Genomic DNA, 22,049 nt, shown 5'->3' on the forward strand with positions numbered 1-22,049 from the left:
TTTGATTACAGACCGTAGATTTTGTCGGCGCGTTTTTCGAAGGCTTCAGAAAATTTCTTGAAGGCCAGATCAAACATCGTGCCCATCAGCAGGCCGAGTGTGCGACTTTTGAATTCATAGTCGATGAAAAACTCGACGTCGCAATAGGCCGCGTCCTCGACAGACTTGAACGTCCAGCGATTATCGAGATAGCGGAACGGGCCGTCGAGATACTTGACGTCGATGACGTTCTCGTCCGGCTTCAGCAGCACCTGACTCGTGAAAGTCTCGCGGATCAGTTTGTAGCCGACCGTCATGTCGGCAATCAGCAAGGCCTTGCCGTCGCGCTCCTTACGAGAGCGGATCGACAAGGCTTCGCACATTGGCAGAAATTCAGGATATTTCTCAACATCCGCCACGAGCGCGAACATCTGATCGGCCCGGTGATGTACCCGTCTGACGGTCGTAAACTGCGGCATGTTTTACGATGCCCGGTTCGCAATCTGCGCTTCGCGGGCCGACTTCAGCTTTGCAAAATCGTCGCCAGCATGATGCGAAGAACGCGTCAGAGGGCTGGAGGCAACCAGCAGGAAGCCCTTGGTCTTGCCGATGGTTTCGAACGACTTGAATTCGTCCGGCGTCACGAAGCGAATGACCGGATGATGCTTGCGGGTCGGCTGCAGATACTGACCGATGGTCATGAAATCCACGTCAGCCGAACGAAGATCGTCCATCAGCTGCAAGATTTCATTCCGCTCTTCGCCGAGGCCAACCATAATGCCGGACTTGGTGAAAATGGTCGGGTCGAGTTCCTTGACACGCTGCAACAGGCGGATCGAGTGGAAATAACGTGCACCGGGACGAACCTTAAGGTAGCGCGACGGCACGGTTTCCAGATTGTGATTGAACACGTCCGGGCGGGCCTTGACCACGACTTCCAGCGCGCCTTCCTTGCGCAGGAAGTCCGGCGTCAGAATTTCGATGGTCGTTGCAGGCGTTGCCGCGCGAATGGCGCGAATGACATCGGCAAAATGCTGCGCGCCGCCATCGGCCAGATCATCGCGATCTACCGAGGTGATGACCACATGGGTCAGGCCCATCTGCTTGACAGCCTTGGCGACATTTTCCGGTTCATTCGGATCAAGCGGCGTCGGAATACCGGTCGAAACATTGCAGAACGCGCAGGCGCGTGTGCAGATTTCGCCCATGATCATGAAAGTGGCGTGCTTCTTTTCCCAGCACTCGCCGATATTCGGGCAGCCAGCTTCTTCACAGACGGTCACGAGCTTGTTGGAACGCACGATTTCGCGCGTTTCATTATAGCCGCGCGAGACCGGAGCCTTGACGCGAATCCAGTCGGGCTTCTTCAGGACTTCATTGTCCGGGCGGTGCGCCTTTTCCGGGTGCCGCAGACGTCCGCTCTGGTTGACCGTATTGAGAACTGTAACCATGCTGTTTCCTGCCTATCCGGAGCATGTTCCCAAAAAAATGTGGAACGCTCCTTAATTCGGTCCGGTCCTAAGCCCTGACCAAAGACCTGTCAACTTGGACCATTTGCTACTCATCGCCGCGCGGCCATGCCGAGAGCTCTGAAAACCAGAGCCCAGATCAGGCCAAAGACCAGGCCACCGACGCCAAGCGCCAAAGTGAGCGTCCAGACACCGTACCAGCCAGCGAGAGCCAATCCGTTGACCGATATGGTGTTACCGCCAAGAAGACTCAAGACGCCCGCTACAAATCCGAGCGTCAGACCGATGACGGTACACCATTTTATGATCGGCCAGGCGGCGCGCCGCCATGGCCCTCCATTTTCGATCAGCGGAATGTGCGCAACTCCTGCTGTTTAAGCGGTATTCACCCGCACAATCTTATCCGAAAAGTCTGCAACTTTTCGGGATTATGCGTTCAGCACACGTCCATAAGCGTCGAGTACGCTTTCCTTCATCATCTCCGAAAGGGTCGGATGAGGGAAGACCGAATGCATCAGCTCTTCTTCGGTGGTCTCAAGGTTCATGGCAATCACGAAGCCCTGGATAAGCTCGGTGACTTCCGCACCAACCATATGCGCGCCCAGAAGCTGGCCGGTCTTCTTGTCGAAGATCGTCTTGACCAGACCCTGATCCTCGCCGAGAGCAATCGCCTTGCCGTTTGCCGTGAAGGAATAGCGACCGACACGAATGTCAAAACCCTGTTCCTTGGCCTTGGCTTCCGTCAGGCCAACCGAAGCAACTTGCGGATTACAATAGGTGCAGCCCGGAATCTTGCCCTTGTCGAGCGAATGCACATTCGGGAGGCCTGCGATCTTTTCGACGCAGATCGTGCCTTCATGCTCGGCTTTGTGGGCCAGCATTGGCGGACCGGCGACGTCGCCAATAGCGTAGATGCCTTCGACATTGGTCTTGCCATAACCGTCGATGACGATGCAGCCGCGATCCGTCTTCACGCCGAGCGCTTCAAGGCCGAGATTCTCAATATTGCCCTGAACGCCGACAGCTGAAATCATCCGGTCGACAGTCAGCTTCTGCACCTTGCCGTCCTTGGTTTCGATGGAAGCCGTGACGTTGTTGGCGCCCTTCTCCACTTTCGTAACCTTGGCGTCGGTGATGATCTTGAGGCCGCGCTTTTCAAGCTGCTTGCGAGCGATGGCGGAGATTTCCGCATCTTCCACTGGCATGATCTGCGGCATCACTTCCACAACCGTCACATCGACGCCCATGTCGTGATAGAACGATGCGAATTCGATGCCGATTGCGCCCGAACCCATAACCAGCATCGACTTGGGCAAGTCCTGCGGCACCATAGCTTCGAAATAGGTCCAGATCAGCTTGCCATCCGGCTCGATGCCAGGCAGCGCACGCGGACGCGCACCAGTCGCGACGATGATGTGCTTGGCCTTGTAGCTGCCCTCGCCCAGCACGCCCTTCGGCACCGGGTTTTGCGGCAGCATTGGCTGCTTCGAGGTCTTGCCGACCGTGATCTCGGCGGGATTGGAGCCGGAAGCGCCCTTGACGAGCTTGGCTTCGCCCCAAATCACATCGATCTTGTTCTTCTTCATAAGGAAGGCGACGCCGCCGTTAAGACGCGCCGAAACGCCGCGCGAACGCTGCACAACAGCTTTCACGTCAGGCGTGATAGTGCCTTCCAGCTTCAGACCGTAGTCCTTGGCATGTTCACCGAAATGCAGGATCTCCGCCGAACGCAGCAGCGCCTTGGTCGGAATGCAGCCCCAGTTGAGGCAGATGCCGCCCAGATGCTCGCGCTCGACGATTGCCGTCTTGAGGCCCAGCTGCGCAGCACGGATCGCCGTTACGTAACCGCCCGGTCCCGATCCAATAACAATAACGTCGTAAATGTCGGCCATAGTTCTTGCCCTTATTCCTGAAAGCGGAAAGGCCGCGCCCATCTCTGTATCATCTACAAAGACAGGCGCGGCTTCAATTCCATCAGACCAGCATGCCCATCGGATTTTCGATGTGGCGCTTGAAGGCCTGCGCCAGTTCGGCGGCAAGAGCGCCATCGACTGCGCGGTGATCGGTGGAAAGCGTGACCGACATGACTGTCGCCACTTTCATCTCGCCCTTCTTCACCACGACGCGTTCTTCACCTGCGCCGATTGCGAAAATGGTCGCATGCGGCGGGTTGATGATGGCGGCAAAATCCTTGACGCCGAACATGCCGAGGTTGGAGACCGAGGTCGAACCACCCTGATATTCCTCTGGCTTCAGCTTGCGATCACGCGCGCGCTTGGCCAGATCCTTCATCTCGTTGGAGATGGCGGAAAGCGTCTTGTTTTCCGCATGGCGGACGATTGGCGTAATCAGGCCGCCCGGAATAGAAACGGCAACGCCGACATCCGAACGCTTGTGCTTGATCATGCCACCTTCAGTCCAGGAGACATTGGCTTCCGGAATATCGCGAAGCGCCAGAGCAGTCGCCTTGATGATCATGTCGTTGACAGAGAGCTTGTAGGCCGGAACCTCGCCCTTCTCGGTCTTGACCAGCGGCGAAGCCGCATTGATCTGCGCGCGAAGCGCCAGAAGCGCATCGAGTTCGCAATCGATCGTCAGGTAGAAATGCGGAACGGTCTGCTTCGATTCCACCAGACGGCGAGCAATGGTCTTGCGCATACCGTCATGCGGCACGATTTCGTAAGAACCTTCCTCGAACAGCTTGAGAACGGCATCGTCCGACATCGGCTTGGCAGCGGGAGCGCTGGCAGCAGCCTGCGGCGCAGCAGCAGCTGCTTTCGCACCGCCCGACTGAATAGCGGATTCCACATCGCGCTGAACGACACGGCCATGCGGACCGGTGCCCTTCACGGCAGCGATATCGACGCCAGCGTCCTTGGCAATACGGCGGGCCAGCGGAGAAGCGAAAATGCGTTCGCCCTTCGCAGGTGCCTGCGCGGGCACAGCGGCTGCCGGAGCGGGCGTTGCAGCAGGTGCAACGTCCTTCTTGGCTTCGGCCTTTGGCTCTTCCTTCGGAGCCTCGGCTTTTGCTTCCGCCTTTGGTGCGGCAGCGCCGCCGCCCTTTGCTGCTTCCGCGACGTCTTCGCCGTCAGCGGCCAGAATGGCGATCAGCGCGTTGACCTTGACGCCTTCGGTGCCAGCCGGAACAACCAGTTTGGCAACAGTGCCTTCGTCAACAGCCTCGACTTCCATCGTGGCCTTGTCGGTTTCGATCTCGGCAATCACATCGCCGGACGTAACCTTGTCGCCTTCCTTAACCAGCCATTTCGACAGGTTGCCTTCTTCCATCGTGGGAGAAAGCGCTGGCATGGTGATATTGATCGGCATGTCCAGACCCTTTCGTTAAGCGGAGTAGGTCACGGCTTTCACCGCTTCCACGACTTCGGCCACATTCGGCAGCGCCAGCTTTTCGAGATTTGCGGCGTAAGGCATCGGAACGTCCTTGCCGGCAATGGTCAGGATCGGCGCATCGAGATAATCGAAGGCCTGCTGCATCACGCGGGTGGCGATTTCGGTACCAACGGACGACTGCGGATAGCCTTCTTCAACGGTGACGAGGCGACCGGTCTTCTTGACCGATTCAACAACTGTCGGAATATCCATTGGACGAATGGTGCGCAGATCGATGACTTCAACATCGATGCCCTGTGCAGCAAGCTCTTCAGCAGCCTTGACCGCATAGGTCATGCCGATGCCGAACGAAACGATGGTCGCGTCCTTGCCCTGCTTGTGAATGCGGGCCTTGCCAATCGGCAGAACGAAATCATCCAGCTTCGGCACTTCGAAATGATGACCGTAGAGGATTTCGTTTTCGAGGAAGATGACCGGGTTCGGATCGCGGATTGCAGCCTTGAGAAGACCCTTCGCATCAGCAGCCGAGTAAGGCATAACGACCTTGAGGCCCGGAATCTGGCTGTACCATGCGGCATAGCACTGCGAATGCTGTGCGGCGACGCGTGCAGCAGCGCCCGAAGGACCGCGGAACACCATCGGAGCGCCCATCTGGCCGCCCGACATGTAAAGCGTCTTGGCAGCCGAATTCACGATCTGGTCAATCGCCTGCATGGCGAAGTTGAAGGTCATGAACTCAACGATTGGCTTGAGGCCAGCCATAGCAGCGCCAACGCCCACACCGGCAAAGCCATGCTCGGTAATCGGCGTATCAACAACACGGCGCGGGCCGAATTCGTCGAGAAGACCCTGGGTGATCTTGTAAGCGCCCTGATATTCGGCAACTTCTTCACCCATGATGAAGACGTTCTCGTCACGGCGCATTTCTTCGGCCATGGCGTCGCGCAGTGCTTCACGCACGGTCATCGAAACCATTTCCGTGCCAGCCGGAATATCCGGATCGGACGCGACTTCAACCTTCGGCGCAGCAGGAACGCTGGCAGCTGGCTTGTCTTCAGCCTTCGGCGCTTCCTTAGGAGCTTCTTCCTTGAGGGCTTCAGCCTTGGCAGCCGGAGCCGAACCGATATCGGAAGCGCTTTCACCGTCGCCAAGAAGCACGGCGATCGGCGTATTGACCTTCACGCCTTCGGTGCCTTCTGCGATCAGGATTTTGCCGATAACACCTTCATCGACGGCTTCGACTTCCATCGTGGCCTTGTCGGTTTCGATCTCGGCAATCACGTCACCGGACGTAACCTTGTCGCCTTCCTTTTTCACCCACTTGGAAAGCGTGCCTTCTTCCATGGTCGGAGAAAGGGCGGGCATGAGAATTTCTACGGGCATGACAACACCTTTCCCGAATTAGAGCAGAATATCCGTATAGAGCTCGGAAACATCCGGCTCTGGATCGTTTTGAGCGAAATCGGCCGAATCAGCGACGATGTCGCGGACTTCCTTGTCGATTTCCTTCAGCTCTTCTTCGGTGGCCCAGTTCTTTTCAATCAGGCGCTGTTTGACCTGCTCGATTGGATCATGCTCCGAACGCATCTTCTGCACTTCGTCCTTCGAGCGATACTTCGCAGGATCGGACATGGAGTGACCGCGATAGCGATAGGTTTCCATTTCGAGAATCAGCGGACCCTTGCCGGAACGCGTCCATTCGGCAGCGAGTGCAGCAGCGGCAGCAACGGCGCGAACATCCATGCCGTCGACCTTGATGCCCGGAACGTTGAACGAAACGCCGCGCTTGGAGAAATCCGTTTCAGCGGAAGAACGCGAAACCGAGGTGCCCATGGCGTAACGGTTGTTTTCGATGACGTAGATCACCGGAAGCTTCCACAGCGATGCCATGTTGAAGGCTTCGTAGACCTGGCCCTGATTGGCAGCGCCATCGCCGAAATAGGTGACGGAGATGTTGTCATTGCCGCGATACTTGTTCGCAAAGGCAAGACCGGTACCAAGCGGAACCTGAGCGCCGACGATACCGTGACCGCCGTAAAAGCCCTTTTCCTTGGAGAACATGTGCATGGAGCCGCCCTTGCCCTTGGAGTAGCCTCCACGGCGTCCGGTCAGCTCAGCCATAACGCCGCGCGCTTCCATGCCTGTTGCCAGCATGTGACCATGATCGCGATAGGACGTGATGATCTGATCACCTTCCTTCAGCGCGGTCTGCATACCAACGACGACAGCTTCCTGTCCGATATAGAGATGGCAGAAGCCACCAATGAAGCCCATGCCATAAAGCTGACCGGCTTTTTCTTCGAAACGCCGGATCATCAGCATCTCGCGATAGGCGTGTAGCTCCTGCTCCTTGGTGAAGTTTACAGGCGCAGGTGCCTTGGGGGTAGTGACGGAAGACGTCTGCGTTTTGCCAGCAGGCGCCCTTTTAGCCCTCGGTGCCATATCTCGCTCCCTAAGATTGTCGTTATATTGTGACGTTATACGGGCATATTACAAGATACAATATGCACCCAGAGCATAGCTGCTATGCTACCAAGCCCTTAAAAACATATCACAAAAAGACAATTAACCGGAATTCAGTTAATTCGATCTGTCTTCCCGAGACGTAATAATTGTCACTTCATCGGGATGGGAGAGATTAAGCGCCCTGCGCGCCTGCTCGTCAAGCATATCCTTTTCAATGGATCCGTCACGCAGAAGCCCGACGCGCTTTTCGAGCGCGGCGCGTTCACCGCTGATTTTTTCCAGCTGCTTGGTGAGGGATGCTTTTTGCTCTTCGAGTTGGATGCGGGAGTACAGGCCAAATTCGCCATGATAGGCGTGGAAGCCGAAATAGCTGAGAAACGCAGCCGTCAGGATGGGCAGAATAAAGCGCCCACGGATCGATTTACGTTTCTGCTTGGTCCACATTGCGGCTTCCTTCCCGGATGTTTTTGACGGTAGCGAATCTCAAGCTGTAACCGCCAATCCGAATTCCACCATGAAGCATTATTTTGCTTAACAGAGCTTTACCGCAGCCATATGTCAGGGAAAGATTAACCCTATTTTTGTGAAACAGATTAGGTGTTCACAAGACGGTGTATTTCGAGAAATTCGCCCTTAAAAAGAGAAGTCGACAATCAGGATCAATCCCTGATTGCCGATTTTTTCGTTGTCAGACATCCAAACGATCACACATCGAGAATCGTTGAGAAGCCGCCCATGATCATGCGCTTGCCATCAAAGGGCATCTCGCTGCCCATCGCCTTCATGCGCGGATCGCTCATCATCTTCTGATTGGCCGCATCGCGCGTGGCCTTGTCGGGATACTCGAACCAGGAGAAAACCACCTCCTCATCGTCCGTTGCCTGCACCGCGCGGCGGAAGTCAGTCACCTTGCCATCGGGGACATCGTCGCCCCATGCCTCGACCATGCGCGTGACGCCAAACTCTTTGAACAGTTCGGCAGCAGTCGCCGCATGTTTGCGATAGATTTCCTTATTCGCTTTCGGAACCGCAACGACGAAACCTTCAATATAAGCCATTTTCTCTCTCCCTTTGATTTCCCCCCTACGGCTCGGGTCAATACGGGATTGAGCCGCTCCATGTTCGCCATATTGCTCCCCATTCAGGGCCAGCGCATGGCAAAGACAATAACATTGATATCAATATATTTGGGAAGAGTCAAAACCGGGACTGGATGAGATGTCGATGCGGCCTCAAGGGCAACGAAAAAAGGCGGGCACAGGGCCCGCCTTTCATCAAAAGCATTGCAATCCGATTATAGGAACTTCAGCGCGCTGCGGCCTGCATAACGAGCCTGCTTGCCGAGTTCTTCTTCAATGCGGATGAGCTGGTTGTACTTTGCGGTACGGTCCGAACGGGCCAGCGAGCCGGTCTTGATCTGACCGCAATTCGTGGCAACCGCCAGATCGGCAATGGTCGAATCTTCGGTTTCGCCCGAACGGTGCGACATGACGGCGGTGTAGCCGGCTTTATGCGCGGTTTCGACGGCATCGAGCGTTTCCGACAGCGAACCGATCTGATTCACCTTCACGAGGATCGAATTGGCGACGCCCATGCGGATACCATCGCGCAGACGGGCCGAGTTGGTGACGAACAGATCGTCGCCAACCAGCTGACACTTGTTGCCAACGACGTCGGTCAGATACTTCCAGCCTTCCCAGTCGTCTTCAGCCATGCCGTCTTCAATGCTGACGATCGGATAATCGGCAACGAGCTTGGCCAGATACTTGGCCTGCGCCTTCGGGTCACGGGTCTTGCGTTCGCCTTCATAGACGTAGTTGCCGTCCTTGAAGAATTCGGTCGATGCGCAATCGAGGCCGATGGCAATGTCTTCACCCGGCTTGAAGCCAGCCTTCTCAATCGATTCCATAACGAAATCGAGGGCAGCCTGCGCGCTCTTGAGATTCGGAGCAAAGCCGCCTTCATCGCCGACATTGGTGTTGTGGCCAGCGTCTTTGAGGCGCTTCTTCAGCGTGTGGAAGACTTCCGAGCCATAACGCACGGCTTCGCGGATCGACGATGCGCCAACCGGCAGAATCATGAATTCCTGAAAGTCGATTGGATTGTCGGCATGTGCGCCGCCATTGATGATATTCATCATTGGCACTGGCAGAACATGCGCATTCGCACCGCCAACATAGCGATAGAGCGGCAGGCCGGTTGCCTGAGCGGCAGCCTTAGCAACAGCCAGCGACACGCCGAGAATGGCGTTGGCGCCGAGATTGCCCTTGTTGGCAGTGCCGTCGAGGTCAATCAGCGTCTGGTCGATGAGCAGCTGGCTTTCAGCATCGAGGCCTGCAATGGCGTCGAAAATCTTGCCATTCACGGCTTCAACAGCCTTTTCCACGCCCTTGCCGAGATAGCGACTGCCGCCATCGCGCAGCTCGACGGCCTCATGGGCGCCGGTCGATGCGCCGGATGGAACAGCGGCACGGCCAAAAGAGCCATCTTCAAGCACTACGTCCACTTCGACGGTCGGGTTGCCGCGGCTGTCAAGAATTTCGCGGCCGACGATGTCGATAATTGCAGTCATAGGAGCCAGTCCTTCCCTATAGATCGCTCCGCTTATCCGCGAAGCTGCTGAACAAATCCGATGTGGGCACATCCTTAGCGAAACAAAAGGCGGAGGAAAATCCCCCGCCTTTCACAATTCGCCAGGTATTTTAATGACCCTTGGCAATCCGGTCGAACGCCACAAGCTTTTCCAGCAATGCCGGCATCTTGTCGATCGGCACCATGTTTGGTCCGTCCGACGGTGCATTGTCGGGGTCCTGATGGGTTTCAATGAAGAGACCGGCCACGCCGACAGCCACTGCTGCGCGGGCCAGTGTTTCAACGAATTCGCGCTGTCCGCCTGACGAACCGCCCTGCCCGCCCGGCTGCTGCACCGAATGGGTCGCATCGAAAACCACAGGCGCGCCAAGGCCAGCCATGATCGGCAGCGAACGCATGTCGGAAACCAGTGTATTATAACCGAAAGACGCGCCGCGCTCGGTTGCGAGCACATTCGGATTGCCGCTTTCGGTGATCTTGGCCAGAACATTCTTCATGTCCCAAGGTGCCAGAAACTGGCCCTTCTTGACGTTGACCACGCGGCCAGTCTTCGCGGCGGCGATCAGCAGATCGGTCTGGCGGCAAAGGAAAGCTGGAATCTGGAGCACATCAACAACCGGTGCGACGGCAGCGCATTGTTCTTCGGTGTGAATATCGGTCAGAACCGGAAAGCCGAATTCCTTTTTCAGATCGGTAAAGACTTCCAGCGCCTTTTCGAGACCAATACCGCGCTCTGCTTTCAGCGAGGTGCGGTTGGCCTTGTCGAAGCTGGACTTGTAGACGAGACCGATACCCAGCTTGTCGGTGATTTCCTTCAGGCGTCCTGCCATGTCGAAGGCATGCTCCCGCGTTTCCATCTGGCATGGGCCAGCGATCAGCGCAAAACGCGCGCTGTTGGAGAAGGTAACATTACCGACTTTGACGGAGGAATTGGCGGTCGTCATTTACTCAACACCTTCAAATACGAACAACGTACCCTGGCCTTTAGCCGGAGAAACGATGATACGGCCATCTCTTTTCAGAAACGTGACACCGTTGCGGTCAAGAAGCTGCTCGGCTGTCAAAAGCGAAGCAACCGTGAAGACCAATCCTGCAAGCCGCAAACCGCGGCCATGCAGTTCTGGCAACCATCCAAAGCTCTGTTCAAACTGTTTGGAGGGAACAATCTCTATATCGGCATTGCCGGCAGTGATTTCCAGAGAACCACCGTCATGCTTGCGCGCCGGCGCATGAAACACACCTTGCAGCAATTCCGAAAACTCTGCCGGATTATCCTCGCAGATCAGGATTTTGCGCAGGCCGGTGACGCCATTCTCATGCGCAATCAGATGCGAACGATCCGTTTTCGGATAGGCCAACCGCTGGCAGCAGAAGAAAAATGCATCGGGAGCGCGCAAATCCGCAGCAAAAGCCAGACGGAAACTCGCAATCTCGCGCTTGCCTTCGCGGCTGAGAAACGCGCGGGAAAACTCGACCATACGACCACCGGAAACGCCACGCCGTTTGAACTCGGCATGGTCGGCACGGGCATCGTCGGTCTTGAAGGCTATTCCTGAAAAGCCGTCCTGTCCGCTGCGGAAGCGGTAGGCCTGATCGCGGAGAATGAAACTGTTCGAGCGACGGGCGGCGGCCACATAAAGCGGTTCGCGGTCGACTGCCAGCATTTCCAGATAGGTGTCGTCGGCAAAAAAGCTGCACACATTGGCGGTGCCGAATGGATGCTGGGCATTCGGGGCCACTGTAAATCCCAAGAGGGAAAGTCTCGCGCGCGCTTCGTCCAGTTGTTCAACCGGCAGAACCAGGTGGTCAACCGAACGAGCGTTGCGCGCGAGATCACTATTCATGCATCAAACCAGTCGGCTTTGTTCAATCGCCGCTTCGATGAACGAAGCGAAGAGCGGATGCGGTTCGAACGGACGGGACTTCAGTTCCGGATGGTACTGAACGCCGATGAACCATGGATGGTCCGGATATTCGACCGTTTCCGGCAGAACGCCATCCGGCGACATGCCTGCGAAATTCAGGCCAGCCTCTTCGAGACGCGCCTTATAGTCGACATTGACTTCGTAGCGGTGACGGTGACGCTCGAAAATATCGGTCGAGCCGTAGATTTCCGCAATCTTGGAACCCGGAGCAAGAGCCGCCTCATAAGCGCCAAGACGCATCGTGCCACCAAGATCGCCCGCTGCTGCGCGCTTCTCGAGCATGTTGCCCTTGAGCCATTCGGTCATGAGACCGACAACCGGCTCCTTGGTCGGGCCGAACTCGGTCGAAGACGCGTTTTCGATGCCAACCAGATTACGCGCTGCCTCGATGCAGGCCATCTGCATGCCGAAGCAAATGCCGAAATACGGAACCTTCCGCTCACGAGCGAACTTCGCCGCAAGAATTTTGCCCTCTGCGCCACGCTCGCCAAAGCCACCCGGCACCAGAATGCCGTGCACCTTTTCCAGATGCGGAGCCGGATCTTCGCTTTCAAAGACTTCAGCTTCGATCCAGTCGAGATTGACCTTCACCTTGTTGGCAAGACCACCGTGATAAAGCGCTTCGATCAGCGACTTATACGCGTCCTTCAGACCCGTATACTTGCCAACGATAGCGATGGTGACTTCGCCTTCCGGATTGTGCAGACGATGGGAAACTTCTTCCCAGCGATCCATACGCGGCTTTGGAGCCGGGTCGATACCGAACGCGGAAAGGACTTCCGAATCGAGACCTTCCTTGTGGTAAGCAATCGGCACATCATAGATCGTTGCCACGTCGAGCGCCTGGATAACGGCGCTTTCACGCACATTACAGAACAGCGACAGCTTGCGACGTTCGGATTCCGGAATTTCACGGTCCGCACGCACCAGAAGAATATCCGGAGCAATACCGATGGACCGCAGTTCCTTGACCGAATGCTGGGTCGGCTTGGTCTTGAGTTCGCCCGCCGCCGGAATATACGGCATCAGCGTGAGATGGATGTAAACGGCTGCTCCGCGCGGCAATTCATTGCCTAGCTGACGGATCGCTTCGAGGAACGGCATGGCTTCAATGTCGCCAACAGTGCCGCCGATTTCGCACAGGACGAAATCATAATCCTCGTTGCCCTCGAGAACAAAGTTCTTGATCTCGTCGGTAACGTGCGGAATGACCTGAACCGTCGCGCCGAGATAGTCGCCGCGGCGTTCTTTTTCGATGATGTTACGGTAGATGCGACCGGTGGTGATATTGTCCTGCTTGTTGGCAGGACGACCGGTGAACCGCTCGTAATGACCGAGATCGAGGTCGGTTTCGGCACCATCGTCAGTGACGAACACCTCACCATGCTGGTAAGGCGACATCGTGCCGGGATCGACGTTCAGATAAGGGTCGAGTTTACGGATACGCACGCGGTAACCGCGTGCCTGAAGGAGTGCAGCCAGTGCTGCAGCAGCTATGCCTTTTCCAAGGGAAGAAACCACGCCGCCAGTGATGAAAACATATCGCGCCATGGGCTTATCTCGTTAGACTTTCTTAATTGATTCCGCCACAAAAAAATGCGCCTCAAAGTGATTTTTCACCGAAGCGATGCGGTAATCGTTGTTGAACACAGACATGTCACCCCAAAACGGAACGTTTGGAGAGCGACACGAGACCCTCAGCGTATTCCACGAATGTGAACGCCATACGCTGAACATGACCGGAGCACGACCTCCGGAGCGAATACGTAGTAACGTCTTAATGGCCCCTGCCCGACATTTCCATGCCGAAGCCCGAAATCCACAGATAAGGCCTCAACCGAGACGCAGCCATGGATAGAATGGCCAAAGAAAAGCCGGGCCCAAAAGCCCGGCCATTTTTCAGATCGTCAATATGGATCAGAGAACGACGACTTCGGTGCCGAGACCGACGCGCTCATAAAGATCCATAACGTCTTCATTGATCATGCGGAAGCAGCCGTTCGAAGCGGAGCTGCCGATGGTCCATGGCTGAACCGTGCCGTGAATACGGATATAGGTGTCCTTGTTACCCTGGAACAGATACATGGCGCGCGAACCCAGCGGATTGCCCGGGCCGCCATCCATGCCGTTCTTGAAGCGACCGTAATGACCCGGATCACGCTCGACCATTTCCTTGGTCGGGATCCAGCGCGGCCATTCACGCTTGGCGTTGACGGTAGCGGAGCCCTTGAATTCCAGACCCTGCTTGCCGACTGCAATGCCATAGCGGCGCGCCGTCGTGGAAGTTTCGACATAATAGAGGAAGCGCTGCTTCGGGTCGATCACGATTGTGCCCGGCTTGTAGCCCGTGAAGGCCACTTCCTGCGCGCGGAACTTGGGATCGATATTGTACTTGTTGGCCTTCACACCGGCATTGCCGTTGGAAGCGCTCTTTTTCTTCTTCTTCGGCTTGTCCGGATTGGCCTTGGCGTCGCTCGAAAGCGCAACCTGCTGCACGTTAGCGGCAGCGGCTTCATTCAACTGTGCCTCGGCACCGACCGGCGAAGCGGCAAAAGCCGGCGCGGAAACTCCAACGCAAAGGCTCGCAATGCCAGCCATAAGAATACGACGTGAAAACATGATCAGTTCCCGAAAATCCAAGCACAAGCGGAAAATAGCCACCGCAACTTTGCGGCCAAGCTTTCGCTTTCCATACTGTAAACGCAGGTCCGACTCAATTCGTTGCAACAGTTGTGCAATGCGATTCGTGAAAGCCTATTGCCTGCTTGCAACACTTTGCAATTTGACGGTTAACAAAAAGAAAACCGGCCCAGTGGGCCGGCTTCACAATCACTTGAATAGAAAGCTCTTTTTACTGTGAGCTCGGAACCGGGTTGGCCGGAGCTTCCGGCGTAGCCGGTGCCTGCGGTGCGGTGGTTCCCGTCGGAGCGGCTGGAGCAGCGCCCGGTGCAGCAGGTGCAGTCCCATTCGTGTCGGTGCGCGAAGACTCACCACCAAGCTGATTGAGAATGCCGCCGCCAGCGCCGTTGCCGCCTGCCGGAGCAGTCTGGCTGCCGGATGCAGCGGGAATACGGTTCAGAATGTCGGTCGGGCGTTCGCCGTAACGCGCCATGATGCCGAGAACCAGCGACGTCGCGAAAAAGCCGATTGCCAGAATGGCAGTCGTACGGGTGAGCGCATTGGCGGCACCCCGCGCCGTCATGAAGCCAGAACCGCCGCCGATGCCAAGGCCGCCGCCTTCAGAGCGCTGGATAAGCACAACGCCGACAAGCGCCAGCACGATCAACAAATGAATGACAATGAGTACGGTTTGCATGGGTAACGGTCTTTACGTCCCTGAACTAAAGCAGTTCCAGGACACATCACATGAGCATGTCCAGACTGCACGACAGAATAGATGCGGCTCTTTACACGCTATTGCGTGATAATCCAAGCCCCGCCGCCCAAGTTAGAGCACGGCAGGGCGAGGCACCGCTCAAAGGTTGCGATAGGTCTCGCATATGGCGAGGAAGTCGGTCGCCTTCAAGCTCGCACCGCCAACAAGTGCACCGTCCACATCGGCAATGCCGAGCAGTTCGGTGGAGTTGGAAGGCTTGACCGAACCGCCATAGAGAAGACGCAGATGTGCGCCCTTTGCGCCGAAACGCTCGGTCAGTTGCTCGCGCATGAAGGCATGGGCGGCGCGGACATCCTGCACCGTCGGTGTCAGGCCCGTGCCGATCGCCCATACAGGCTCATAAGCAATAATGGTGTTTTCTGCAGTCAGGCCATCCGGAAGGGAACCTGCGAGCTGCGAGCCGATGACTTCCAGCGTGCGTTCCGACTTGCGTTCATCAGCCGTTTCGCCGACGCAAACGATCGTTATAAGACCGGCTGCCCAGGCGGCTTCGGTCTTTGCCTTCACAACATTGTTGGTTTCGCTGTGATCGGTGCGGCGTTCGGAATGGCCGATAATGACATGGGTCGCGCCTGCTTCTTTCAGCATTTCAGCCGAAATATCACCGGTATGTGCGCCGGAAACCTTGAAGTGGCTGTCCTGTCCGCCGAGGCCGACCGTGGTTTCGCCAGAGAGCGTTTCGGCAGCGCGTGACAACAAAGTGGCAGGTACGCAGATCACCGCATCGAGTTTTCTGCCGAAATCGGAGCTCAGACCGGCTGCAATCGCGCGCAGTTCGGTAAGAGATTCTCCCGTGCCATTCATCTTCCAGTTGCCAGCGACCAACGGACGGATACCCGGAGTCATTGCGTTCTCCTCGCCTTTCATGAGCATAATCCGACCGGAGTGAAACGAGGATCGATAAGATTATGCGTCGAACTGAACATTCAGAGCGTCGATCCGATCCATTCGGATCGAAACACGCTCTAAACGGCAGGCGCTTCCAGCGAATAACGCATGGCTGCGCCGAATTTTGCCACTGACTAAGCATATTCGTGTCGCAATGCAAATGTTCTTGGTTGCAGAGCCTCAATGAGACCTTGCATATGGGGCTTGCTTGGGGTTATCCCCTGAACGGTTCAATTCAACGACTGGCTCAACTCAACCAAAGCCGAGCTTTATTTCATAATCGAAGGGTTTCCCATGCTCGACAGCCTGCGCTCTGCCTCTCGCTCCTGGATCTCCAAGCTTCTGCTTGGTGTGCTCGTCCTGAGCTTCGGCGTCTGGGGTATTGCGGATGTTTTCCGCGGTGGCATGACAGGTAACGCCGCACTGACAGCAGGCGGCTCCGAAGTCAGCGCAACTGACTACCGCTTCGCTTATGAACAGCAGGTGATGCGCCTGTCGCAGCAGTTCCGCCAGCGGTTGACGCGTGAACAGGCAAAATCCATCGGTGTTGAAAATCAGGTTCTGGCGCAGCTCGCAGCCGGCGTTGTGCTCGACGAAGGCGCACGCAACATGCAGCTCGGCCTGTCAAAGGACGGCATCGCCCGTCTGACGGCGGAAGACCCGGCATTCCAGGACGCCAGCGGCAACTTCAACCGTGCGCAGTTTGATGCGGTTTTGCGCCAGTCCGGCATTCGCGCGCAGGATTATCTCGATAATCGCGCCAAGGTTGCCCGTCGCCAGCAGATGGTGGAAGCAGCGACCGACGGCATCAAGATGCCTGACGCCATGCTCAAGGCACTGGCGCTTTATCAGGGCGAAAGCCGCAGCGTCGACTACATCACCATTCCTGTGGAAAAAGCGGACGCGATCCCTGCCCCGTCGGATGATGCCCTCAAGGCCTATTTCGATGCGCATAAGGATGAATACAAGGCGCCCGAATACCGCAAGATCAGCTACGTCAAGCTGGAGCCTGCCGACATTGCCGATCCGGCAGCCGTGACGCAGGAAGAAATCAACGAGTATTACGAGAAGAACAAGGCGCGCTACGGCACAATCGAACAGCGCACCATCGAGCAGATCAGCTTTGCCGATGAAGCCGCTGCCAATGCCGCGCAGGAAAAGATTGCCGCAGGCACCAGCTTCCTCGACATCGGCAAGGAACAGGGCAAGACCGAAGACGATCTCAAGCTCGGCACTTTCGAGAAAAGCGCTATTCCTGACCAGACCATCGCCGACGCAGCCTTTGCGCTCGCCGAAAACGGCGTAAGCCCTGTCGTCAAGGGTGGTTTTGGCCCGGTCATTCTGCGCGTTACCAAGATCGACCCGGCGCATGTTAAGCCGCTCTCGGAAGTCGAAGGTGAAATCCGCACGACCCTTGCCAACAACATCGCGGCAAGCAGCATCAGTGGAATCCACGATTCCTATGAGCAGCAGCGCTCCGATGGCGCGTCGATGGCCGACGTCGCCAAGGGTCTGAGCCTCAAGACCGTCACCGTCGATGCCGTCGACGCCGAAGGCAACGATCCATCCGGCAACCCGGTTGAATTGCCGAACGGACAGGCGCTTCTGGCCGCCGCTTTCCAGGCGGAACAGGGCTTTGACAATGACGCACTGACCATGGGCAATGTCGGCTATCTCTGGTACCAGATCGACGGTATGACCCCTGCCCGAGACCGCACCCTCGACGAAGTCAAGGACAAGGTTGTGGCCGCATGGAAGGGCGAAGAAGCCGTCAAGCGCCTCAATCAGCGTCTGGAAGACCTGAAGAAGCGTCTCGATGGCGGCGCGACGCTCGATGCGATTGCATCAGAGCTTGGCCTTGAAAAGCAGACCAAGCGTGGCGTCACCCGCTCGACAAACGACGCGGATATCGGCTCGGCTGCGGCAGCGCAGATTTTCCGTGGTCCTGACGGTTTCACCGGCACGGCTGCAGCGCCTTCCGATGATGCGCAGATTCTCTTCAAGGTGACGGAAGTGACCGAGCCTGCAAGTGCAGGTCCGGACGCGATTCCTGAACAGCAGCGCAACTATCTGGCAACCGCCCTTTCCGACGATGTGCTGGAACAGATGGTTGGCGAGCTGCAGAAGCAGTATCCGGTGAAGATCAACCAGACCGTCATCAACAATGCACTTGCGTTCTAGGTTCTGCTGAACAGCTGAACGCGAGAATTCACATAAACAAGCGGCAGAAAGAAAATGGCTGATCTGAAACCATACATCGCGAAAGCGGCCTCCGGCGAACCACTGAGCCAAGAGGATTCCAAGGCCGCGTTCGACATCATGATGTCCGGTCAGGCAACGCCTTCGCAGATCGGCGGCTTTCTGATGGCTTTGCGCGTGCGCGGCGAAACCGTGCCGGAAATCGTCGGCGCGGTCGCTTCCATGCGGTCGCGCATGCTGCCGGTCGTCGCCCCGGCAAACGCCATCGACATTGTTGGCACCGGCGGCGATCAGTCCGGTTCCTATAATGTTTCGTCCTGCTCGGCCTTTGTCGTGGCTGGCGCTGGCGTTCCGGTTGCCAAGCACGGCAACCGCGCCCTGTCCTCGCGCTCCGGCGCTGCAGACACGCTTGCCGCACTTGGCGTCAATATCGAAGCCGATGCGGAAACCATTGGACGCAGCGCCCGGGAAGCCGGTCTCGGCTTCATGTTCGCCCCGATGCACCATTCCGCCATGCGCCACGTCGGCCCTTCCCGCGTGGAACTTGGAACCCGCACGATCTTCAACATACTCGGCCCGCTCGCCAATCCGGCAAGCGTGAAGCGCCAGCTTTTGGGCGTATTCGCGGCCCAATGGGTTGAGCCTCTGGCGCATGTGCTCAATGAACTCGGCATGGAGGCCGTCTGGGTCGTTTACGGGGATGGTCTGGATGAGATGACCACCGCAGGTACAACGCAGATCGCAGCGCTTGAAAACGGCACCGTCCGCACATTCACGATCACGCCTGAGGAAGTCGGTTTGCGCCGCTGCAAGCCGGAAGAGCTTAAGGGTGGCGATGCTGCGGAAAATGCCAAGGCCCTGATCGCCGTTCTCGAAGGCGCCAAGAACGCCTATCGCGATATCGTTCTTCTCAACTCCGCCGCAGCACTCGTGATCGCAGGCAAGGCCGAGGATCTGAAGGACGGCATCGCTCAGGCAGCCCATTCCATTGATAGCGGCGCGGCATTGGCCGTTTTGCAAAAAGTAATCGCTGTCTCAAACGACAAGACAGTCTGACGAGAGGAAGCGCATCATGTCCACCGACATTCTCCGTAAGATCGAAGTCTATAAGCGCGAGGAAATCGCTGCTGCCAAGGCGCGTCACACGGTTGAAGACCTGAAGGCGCGCGCCAAGGATCAGGCCGCACCCCGCGGTTTTCTCAAGGCGCTTGAAGCCAAGCGTGCAGCCGATAAATTCGCACTGATCGCCGAAATCAAGAAAGCCAGCCCTTCCAAAGGTCTGATCCGCCCGGATTTCAACCCGCCAGCGCTGGCAAAGGCCTATGAAGATGGCGGCGCTGCCTGCCTTTCGGTTCTGACGGACACGCCATCCTTTCAGGGTGCGCCGGAATTCCTGATGGCAGCGCGTGCTGCGTGCAATCTGCCCGCTTTGCGCAAGGATTTCCTGTTCGATACCTATCAGGTCTATGAAGCGCGCAGCTGGGGTGCGGACTGCATTCTGATCATCCTCGCAAGCGTCGATGATGATCTGGCCAAGGCGCTGGAAGAAACCGCATTCGAACTCGGCATGGATGCGCTCATCGAAGTGCATGATGAGGCCGAAATGGAACGTGCGCTCAAGCTTTCCTCGCGTCTGCTGGGCGTCAACAATCGCAACCTACGCACGTTTGAGGTCAGTCTGACCGTTTCCGAACGTCTGTCGAAAATGGCCCCTGCCGACCGTCTGCTGGTTGGCGAAAGCGGCATCTTTACCCACGATGACTGCCTGCGTCTGGAAAAATCAGGCATTGGCACGTTCCTCATCGGCGAAAGCCTGATGCGCAAGGACGATGTGGCCGCCGCCACACGCGAGCTTCTGACCGGCAAGGCGTAATGGCATGACCTCGGACGCGGCCAAGCTCACCCATCTCGATCAGTCCGGCGCTGCCAATATGGTGGATGTCGGCGCCAAGGACGAGACGGAGCGTCAGGCCGTTGCCGAAGGCAGCGTGACCATGAAACCGGAAACACTGGCGCTCATTCTGGCGGGCGATGCAGCCAAAGGCGATGTAATCGGCACAGCGCGTCTTGCAGGCATTATGGCTGCGAAAAGAACCGCCGACCTCATTCCGCTTTGCCATCCACTCATGCTGACCAAAGTAGCGGTCGATATCACACCGGACCACGCATTGCCCGGCCTGCGCGTGCGAGCGCTTGCCAAGCTGAAAGGCCGCACCGGCGTTGAAATGGAAGCGCTGACAGCAGTTTCCGTGACCTGCCTGACGATTTACGACATGGCCAAGGCTGTCGATCACCATATGGAAATCGGCAATATTCGCGTTGTCGAAAAGAGCGGCGGCAAATCTGGCGACTGGAAGGCCTGAAGCGGCCTCACAAAACTGAGTTTGAGAGGAAATACGATGTCCCTTCTCCCGGTCGAAGATGCTCTGGCGCGTATACTCTCCTCCGCAGAACCGCATGGCCTTGAAACTGTTACGCTGAACGAAGCAGGCGGGCGCGTCGTTGCCCGCGCCGTTGAGGCCCGTTTCCTGCAGCCGCCTTTCGACTGCTCGGCCATGGATGGCTATGCGCTGATAGCGCCTGCGGAAACCGCCTATCCGTGTCAATTGACCGTTATTGGTGAGTCCGCTGCTGGAAAGCGCTTCGAAGGCGCCTTGCAGCCCGGACAGGCTGTGCGCATTTTCACCGGCGCTCCGATGCCTGAAGCTGCCGATACGATCGTCATTCAGGAACATACCGAACGCTCCGGCGATCAGCTGACCATTCTGGAAGGCATGGAACCCGGTCGTCACATCCGCCGGGCTGGTCTCGATTTTGCTCCCGGCAAGACCGTCATATCGGTCGGTCGCGAACTGGACGCACCCGCGCTGTCACTGGCTGCCGCGAGCGGCAATCCAACGCTCGATGTGTTTTGCAAGCCGCGTATATCCATATTGGCGACCGGCGATGAGCTTGTCCCTCCCGGAGCGGAGCCCGGACCGGACCAGATTGTCGCCTCAAACAGTGTCGGCATTGCCGACATCGTGCGCCGCGCTGGCGGCAAATCCGAAGATATGGGAATCATCCCGGATGATCCCGCACAGATCGAAGCGGCTATTGCTACCGCTCTGAACCGAGGAATTGATGTTCTGGTGACCATCGGCGGCGCATCGGTCGGTGATCGCGATTATGTACATAGCGCTTTGCGCAATTGCGGTGTCGATCTCGACTTCTGGAAAATTGCCATGCGCCCCGGAAAGCCGCTCATGTATGGGCGCAAGACGGTCGACAGCAAAACTGTTCACGTGATCGGCCTGCCCGGAAACCCGGTTTCAAGCCTCGTCTGCAGTCTCGTTTTTCTCCGCCCGCTCATTGCGAAGCTCGCCGGCACCGATCTGACAGCAGATATCCGCCCGGCGAAACTCGGCCAGCCGATGCCTGCCAATGACCATCGGCGCGATTTTGTGCGTGCCACGGTCGAATCACAAAGCGATGGAACACTGCAGGCGACACCGTTTCCAGTACAGGATTCGTCCATGCTGACAGCACTCGTCGGTTCCAATGCATTGCTCATTCGTGACGAAAACGCCCCGGCAGCAGATGAAGGCAGTTCGTGTCGCGTACTCATGCTACGTTAAAACCCAGCTGTGTGAACGCTTGCGCTTCTTAGAAACAGAACAAAGCAAGCGCTGTAATGAATTGAAATAAAAACACTTCATTGAATCTCAGATGCCGCGTTAGCCCGCCCTGTGAACATTCCGGCAACGAGCTGGCCGCCCGTTAATCATTTTAAAACCATTGCAG

At 57.0% G+C, this 22,049-nt stretch carries 21 protein-coding genes; 5 read left to right on the forward strand and 16 right to left on the reverse strand.

Annotated features, from left to right (window positions below; genetic code table 11):
* Nucleotides 1-5: 5 nt before the first annotated feature.
* From QBD01_RS18540 to tpiA, 16 genes are all read right to left on the reverse strand, one after another.
* A complete protein-coding gene (locus QBD01_RS18540; RefSeq protein ID WP_280994043.1) occupies nt 6-458 on the reverse strand; it encodes a type II toxin-antitoxin system RatA family toxin in 453 nt (150 codons plus the stop codon).
* A 3-nt stretch (nt 459-461) separates the two neighbouring features.
* Nucleotides 462-1,430: a lipoyl synthase gene (gene lipA, locus QBD01_RS18545; RefSeq protein ID WP_280994044.1), complete on the reverse strand. Its 969-nt coding sequence runs from the start codon at nt 1,428-1,430 to the stop codon at nt 462-464.
* Nucleotides 1,431-1,540: 110 nt separating this feature from the next.
* Nucleotides 1,541-1,702 carry a hypothetical protein gene (locus QBD01_RS18550; protein WP_176168365.1) on the reverse strand — a complete coding sequence of 54 codons (162 nt, stop codon included), beginning with the start codon at nt 1,700-1,702 and terminating at the stop codon, nt 1,541-1,543.
* Nucleotides 1,703-1,876: 174 nt separating this feature from the next.
* On the reverse strand, nt 1,877-3,340 hold the full coding sequence (gene lpdA, locus QBD01_RS18555) for a dihydrolipoyl dehydrogenase (RefSeq protein ID WP_280994045.1): 1,464 nt from the start codon (nt 3,338-3,340) through the stop codon (nt 1,877-1,879).
* 82 nt (nt 3,341-3,422) lie between these two features.
* The gene (locus QBD01_RS18560; protein ID WP_280994046.1) at nt 3,423-4,775 is read right to left on the reverse strand and encodes a pyruvate dehydrogenase complex dihydrolipoamide acetyltransferase; all 1,353 of its coding nucleotides are present in this window, start codon (nt 4,773-4,775) and stop codon (nt 3,423-3,425) included.
* Nucleotides 4,776-4,790: 15 nt separating this feature from the next.
* Entirely contained in the window at nt 4,791-6,182 is a 1,392-nt protein-coding gene (locus QBD01_RS18565; RefSeq protein ID WP_280994047.1) for a pyruvate dehydrogenase complex E1 component subunit beta, read from the reverse strand.
* Nucleotides 6,183-6,200: 18 nt separating this feature from the next.
* A complete protein-coding gene (pdhA, locus tag QBD01_RS18570) occupies nt 6,201-7,241 on the reverse strand; it encodes a pyruvate dehydrogenase (acetyl-transferring) E1 component subunit alpha (RefSeq protein ID WP_078340403.1) in 1,041 nt (346 codons plus the stop codon).
* A gap of 138 nt (nt 7,242-7,379) precedes the next feature.
* Entirely contained in the window at nt 7,380-7,709 is a 330-nt protein-coding gene (locus QBD01_RS18575) for a septum formation initiator family protein (protein WP_280994048.1), read from the reverse strand.
* Between the two features lie 260 nt (nt 7,710-7,969).
* Nucleotides 7,970-8,323, reverse strand: a complete 354-nt coding sequence (locus QBD01_RS18580; RefSeq protein ID WP_280994049.1) for a DUF1428 family protein — start codon at nt 8,321-8,323, stop codon at nt 7,970-7,972.
* Between the two features lie 236 nt (nt 8,324-8,559).
* A complete protein-coding gene (gene eno, locus QBD01_RS18585; protein WP_280994050.1) occupies nt 8,560-9,837 on the reverse strand; it encodes a phosphopyruvate hydratase in 1,278 nt (425 codons plus the stop codon).
* 130 nt (nt 9,838-9,967) lie between these two features.
* The gene (kdsA, locus tag QBD01_RS18590) at nt 9,968-10,801 is read right to left on the reverse strand and encodes a 3-deoxy-8-phosphooctulonate synthase (protein ID WP_182521856.1); all 834 of its coding nucleotides are present in this window, start codon (nt 10,799-10,801) and stop codon (nt 9,968-9,970) included.
* On the reverse strand, nt 10,802-11,701 hold the full coding sequence (locus QBD01_RS18595) for a VOC family protein (RefSeq protein WP_280994051.1): 900 nt from the start codon (nt 11,699-11,701) through the stop codon (nt 10,802-10,804).
* Nucleotides 11,702-11,704: 3 nt separating this feature from the next.
* Nucleotides 11,705-13,333: a CTP synthase gene (locus tag QBD01_RS18600; protein WP_078340397.1), complete on the reverse strand. Its 1,629-nt coding sequence runs from the start codon at nt 13,331-13,333 to the stop codon at nt 11,705-11,707.
* A gap of 366 nt (nt 13,334-13,699) precedes the next feature.
* Nucleotides 13,700-14,401, reverse strand: a complete 702-nt coding sequence (locus QBD01_RS18605) for a L,D-transpeptidase (protein WP_182521854.1) — start codon at nt 14,399-14,401, stop codon at nt 13,700-13,702.
* Between the two features lie 232 nt (nt 14,402-14,633).
* Nucleotides 14,634-15,098, reverse strand: a complete 465-nt coding sequence (gene secG / locus QBD01_RS18610; protein ID WP_182521853.1) for a preprotein translocase subunit SecG — start codon at nt 15,096-15,098, stop codon at nt 14,634-14,636.
* 159 nt (nt 15,099-15,257) lie between these two features.
* Nucleotides 15,258-16,025, reverse strand: coding sequence for a triose-phosphate isomerase (tpiA, locus tag QBD01_RS18615; protein WP_280994052.1), 768 nt, complete (start codon nt 16,023-16,025; stop codon nt 15,258-15,260).
* A gap of 336 nt (nt 16,026-16,361) precedes the next feature.
* Here tpiA and QBD01_RS18620 point away from each other — a divergent pair, with 336 nt between their 5' ends.
* From QBD01_RS18620 to glp, 5 genes are read left to right on the forward strand one after another with little or no spacing between them, the layout of a single operon-like run.
* Nucleotides 16,362-18,248, forward strand: a complete 1,887-nt coding sequence (locus QBD01_RS18620; RefSeq protein ID WP_280994053.1) for a peptidyl-prolyl cis-trans isomerase — start codon at nt 16,362-16,364, stop codon at nt 18,246-18,248.
* Between the two features lie 54 nt (nt 18,249-18,302).
* Nucleotides 18,303-19,322 carry an anthranilate phosphoribosyltransferase gene (gene trpD, locus QBD01_RS18625; protein WP_151589505.1) on the forward strand — a complete coding sequence of 340 codons (1,020 nt, stop codon included), beginning with the start codon at nt 18,303-18,305 and terminating at the stop codon, nt 19,320-19,322.
* Between the two features lie 16 nt (nt 19,323-19,338).
* On the forward strand, nt 19,339-20,139 hold the full coding sequence (gene trpC / locus QBD01_RS18630) for an indole-3-glycerol phosphate synthase TrpC (RefSeq protein WP_280994054.1): 801 nt from the start codon (nt 19,339-19,341) through the stop codon (nt 20,137-20,139).
* A 4-nt stretch (nt 20,140-20,143) separates the two neighbouring features.
* A complete protein-coding gene (moaC, locus tag QBD01_RS18635; RefSeq protein WP_280994055.1) occupies nt 20,144-20,629 on the forward strand; it encodes a cyclic pyranopterin monophosphate synthase MoaC in 486 nt (161 codons plus the stop codon).
* Nucleotides 20,630-20,665: 36 nt separating this feature from the next.
* Nucleotides 20,666-21,883, forward strand: coding sequence for a gephyrin-like molybdotransferase Glp (gene glp / locus QBD01_RS18640; protein WP_280994056.1), 1,218 nt, complete (start codon nt 20,666-20,668; stop codon nt 21,881-21,883).
* The last annotated feature ends 166 nt before the right edge of the window (nt 21,884-22,049 follow it).

This window comes from Ochrobactrum sp. 19YEA23 (assembly GCF_029909865.1).
Taxonomy (GTDB): Bacteria; Pseudomonadota; Alphaproteobacteria; order Rhizobiales; family Rhizobiaceae; genus Brucella; species Brucella gambitense.

What these genes read in the sequence shown, in the direction of transcription:
- QBD01_RS18605 (WP_182521854.1), bottom strand. Translation starts at nt 14,401, where the DNA reads ATGTTTTCACGTCGTATTCTTATGGCTGGCATTGCGAGCCTTTGCGTT.
- QBD01_RS18565 (WP_280994047.1), bottom strand. Translation starts at nt 6,182, where the DNA reads ATGCCCGTAGAAATTCTCATGCCCGCCCTTTCTCCGACCATGGAAGAA.
- lipA (WP_280994044.1), bottom strand. Translation starts at nt 1,430, where the DNA reads ATGGTTACAGTTCTCAATACGGTCAACCAGAGCGGACGTCTGCGGCAC.
- secG (WP_182521853.1), bottom strand. Translation starts at nt 15,098, where the DNA reads ATGCAAACCGTACTCATTGTCATTCATTTGTTGATCGTGCTGGCGCTT.
- QBD01_RS18575 (WP_280994048.1), bottom strand. Translation starts at nt 7,709, where the DNA reads ATGTGGACCAAGCAGAAACGTAAATCGATCCGTGGGCGCTTTATTCTG.
- QBD01_RS18560 (WP_280994046.1), bottom strand. Translation starts at nt 4,775, where the DNA reads ATGCCGATCAATATCACCATGCCAGCGCTTTCTCCCACGATGGAAGAA.
- kdsA (WP_182521856.1), bottom strand. Translation starts at nt 10,801, where the DNA reads ATGACGACCGCCAATTCCTCCGTCAAAGTCGGTAATGTTACCTTCTCC.
- QBD01_RS18540 (WP_280994043.1), bottom strand. Translation starts at nt 458, where the DNA reads ATGCCGCAGTTTACGACCGTCAGACGGGTACATCACCGGGCCGATCAG.
- trpD (WP_151589505.1), top strand. Translation starts at nt 18,303, where the DNA reads ATGGCTGATCTGAAACCATACATCGCGAAAGCGGCCTCCGGCGAACCA.
- QBD01_RS18620 (WP_280994053.1), top strand. Translation starts at nt 16,362, where the DNA reads ATGCTCGACAGCCTGCGCTCTGCCTCTCGCTCCTGGATCTCCAAGCTT.
- QBD01_RS18580 (WP_280994049.1), bottom strand. Translation starts at nt 8,323, where the DNA reads ATGGCTTATATTGAAGGTTTCGTCGTTGCGGTTCCGAAAGCGAATAAG.
- glp (WP_280994056.1), top strand. Translation starts at nt 20,666, where the DNA reads ATGTCCCTTCTCCCGGTCGAAGATGCTCTGGCGCGTATACTCTCCTCC.
- QBD01_RS18595 (WP_280994051.1), bottom strand. Translation starts at nt 11,701, where the DNA reads ATGAATAGTGATCTCGCGCGCAACGCTCGTTCGGTTGACCACCTGGTT.
- trpC (WP_280994054.1), top strand. Translation starts at nt 19,339, where the DNA reads ATGTCCACCGACATTCTCCGTAAGATCGAAGTCTATAAGCGCGAGGAA.
- pdhA (WP_078340403.1), bottom strand. Translation starts at nt 7,241, where the DNA reads ATGGCACCGAGGGCTAAAAGGGCGCCTGCTGGCAAAACGCAGACGTCT.
- QBD01_RS18600 (WP_078340397.1), bottom strand. Translation starts at nt 13,333, where the DNA reads ATGGCGCGATATGTTTTCATCACTGGCGGCGTGGTTTCTTCCCTTGGA.
- eno (WP_280994050.1), bottom strand. Translation starts at nt 9,837, where the DNA reads ATGACTGCAATTATCGACATCGTCGGCCGCGAAATTCTTGACAGCCGC.
- tpiA (WP_280994052.1), bottom strand. Translation starts at nt 16,025, where the DNA reads ATGACTCCGGGTATCCGTCCGTTGGTCGCTGGCAACTGGAAGATGAAT.
- moaC (WP_280994055.1), top strand. Translation starts at nt 20,144, where the DNA reads ATGACCTCGGACGCGGCCAAGCTCACCCATCTCGATCAGTCCGGCGCT.
- lpdA (WP_280994045.1), bottom strand. Translation starts at nt 3,340, where the DNA reads ATGGCCGACATTTACGACGTTATTGTTATTGGATCGGGACCGGGCGGT.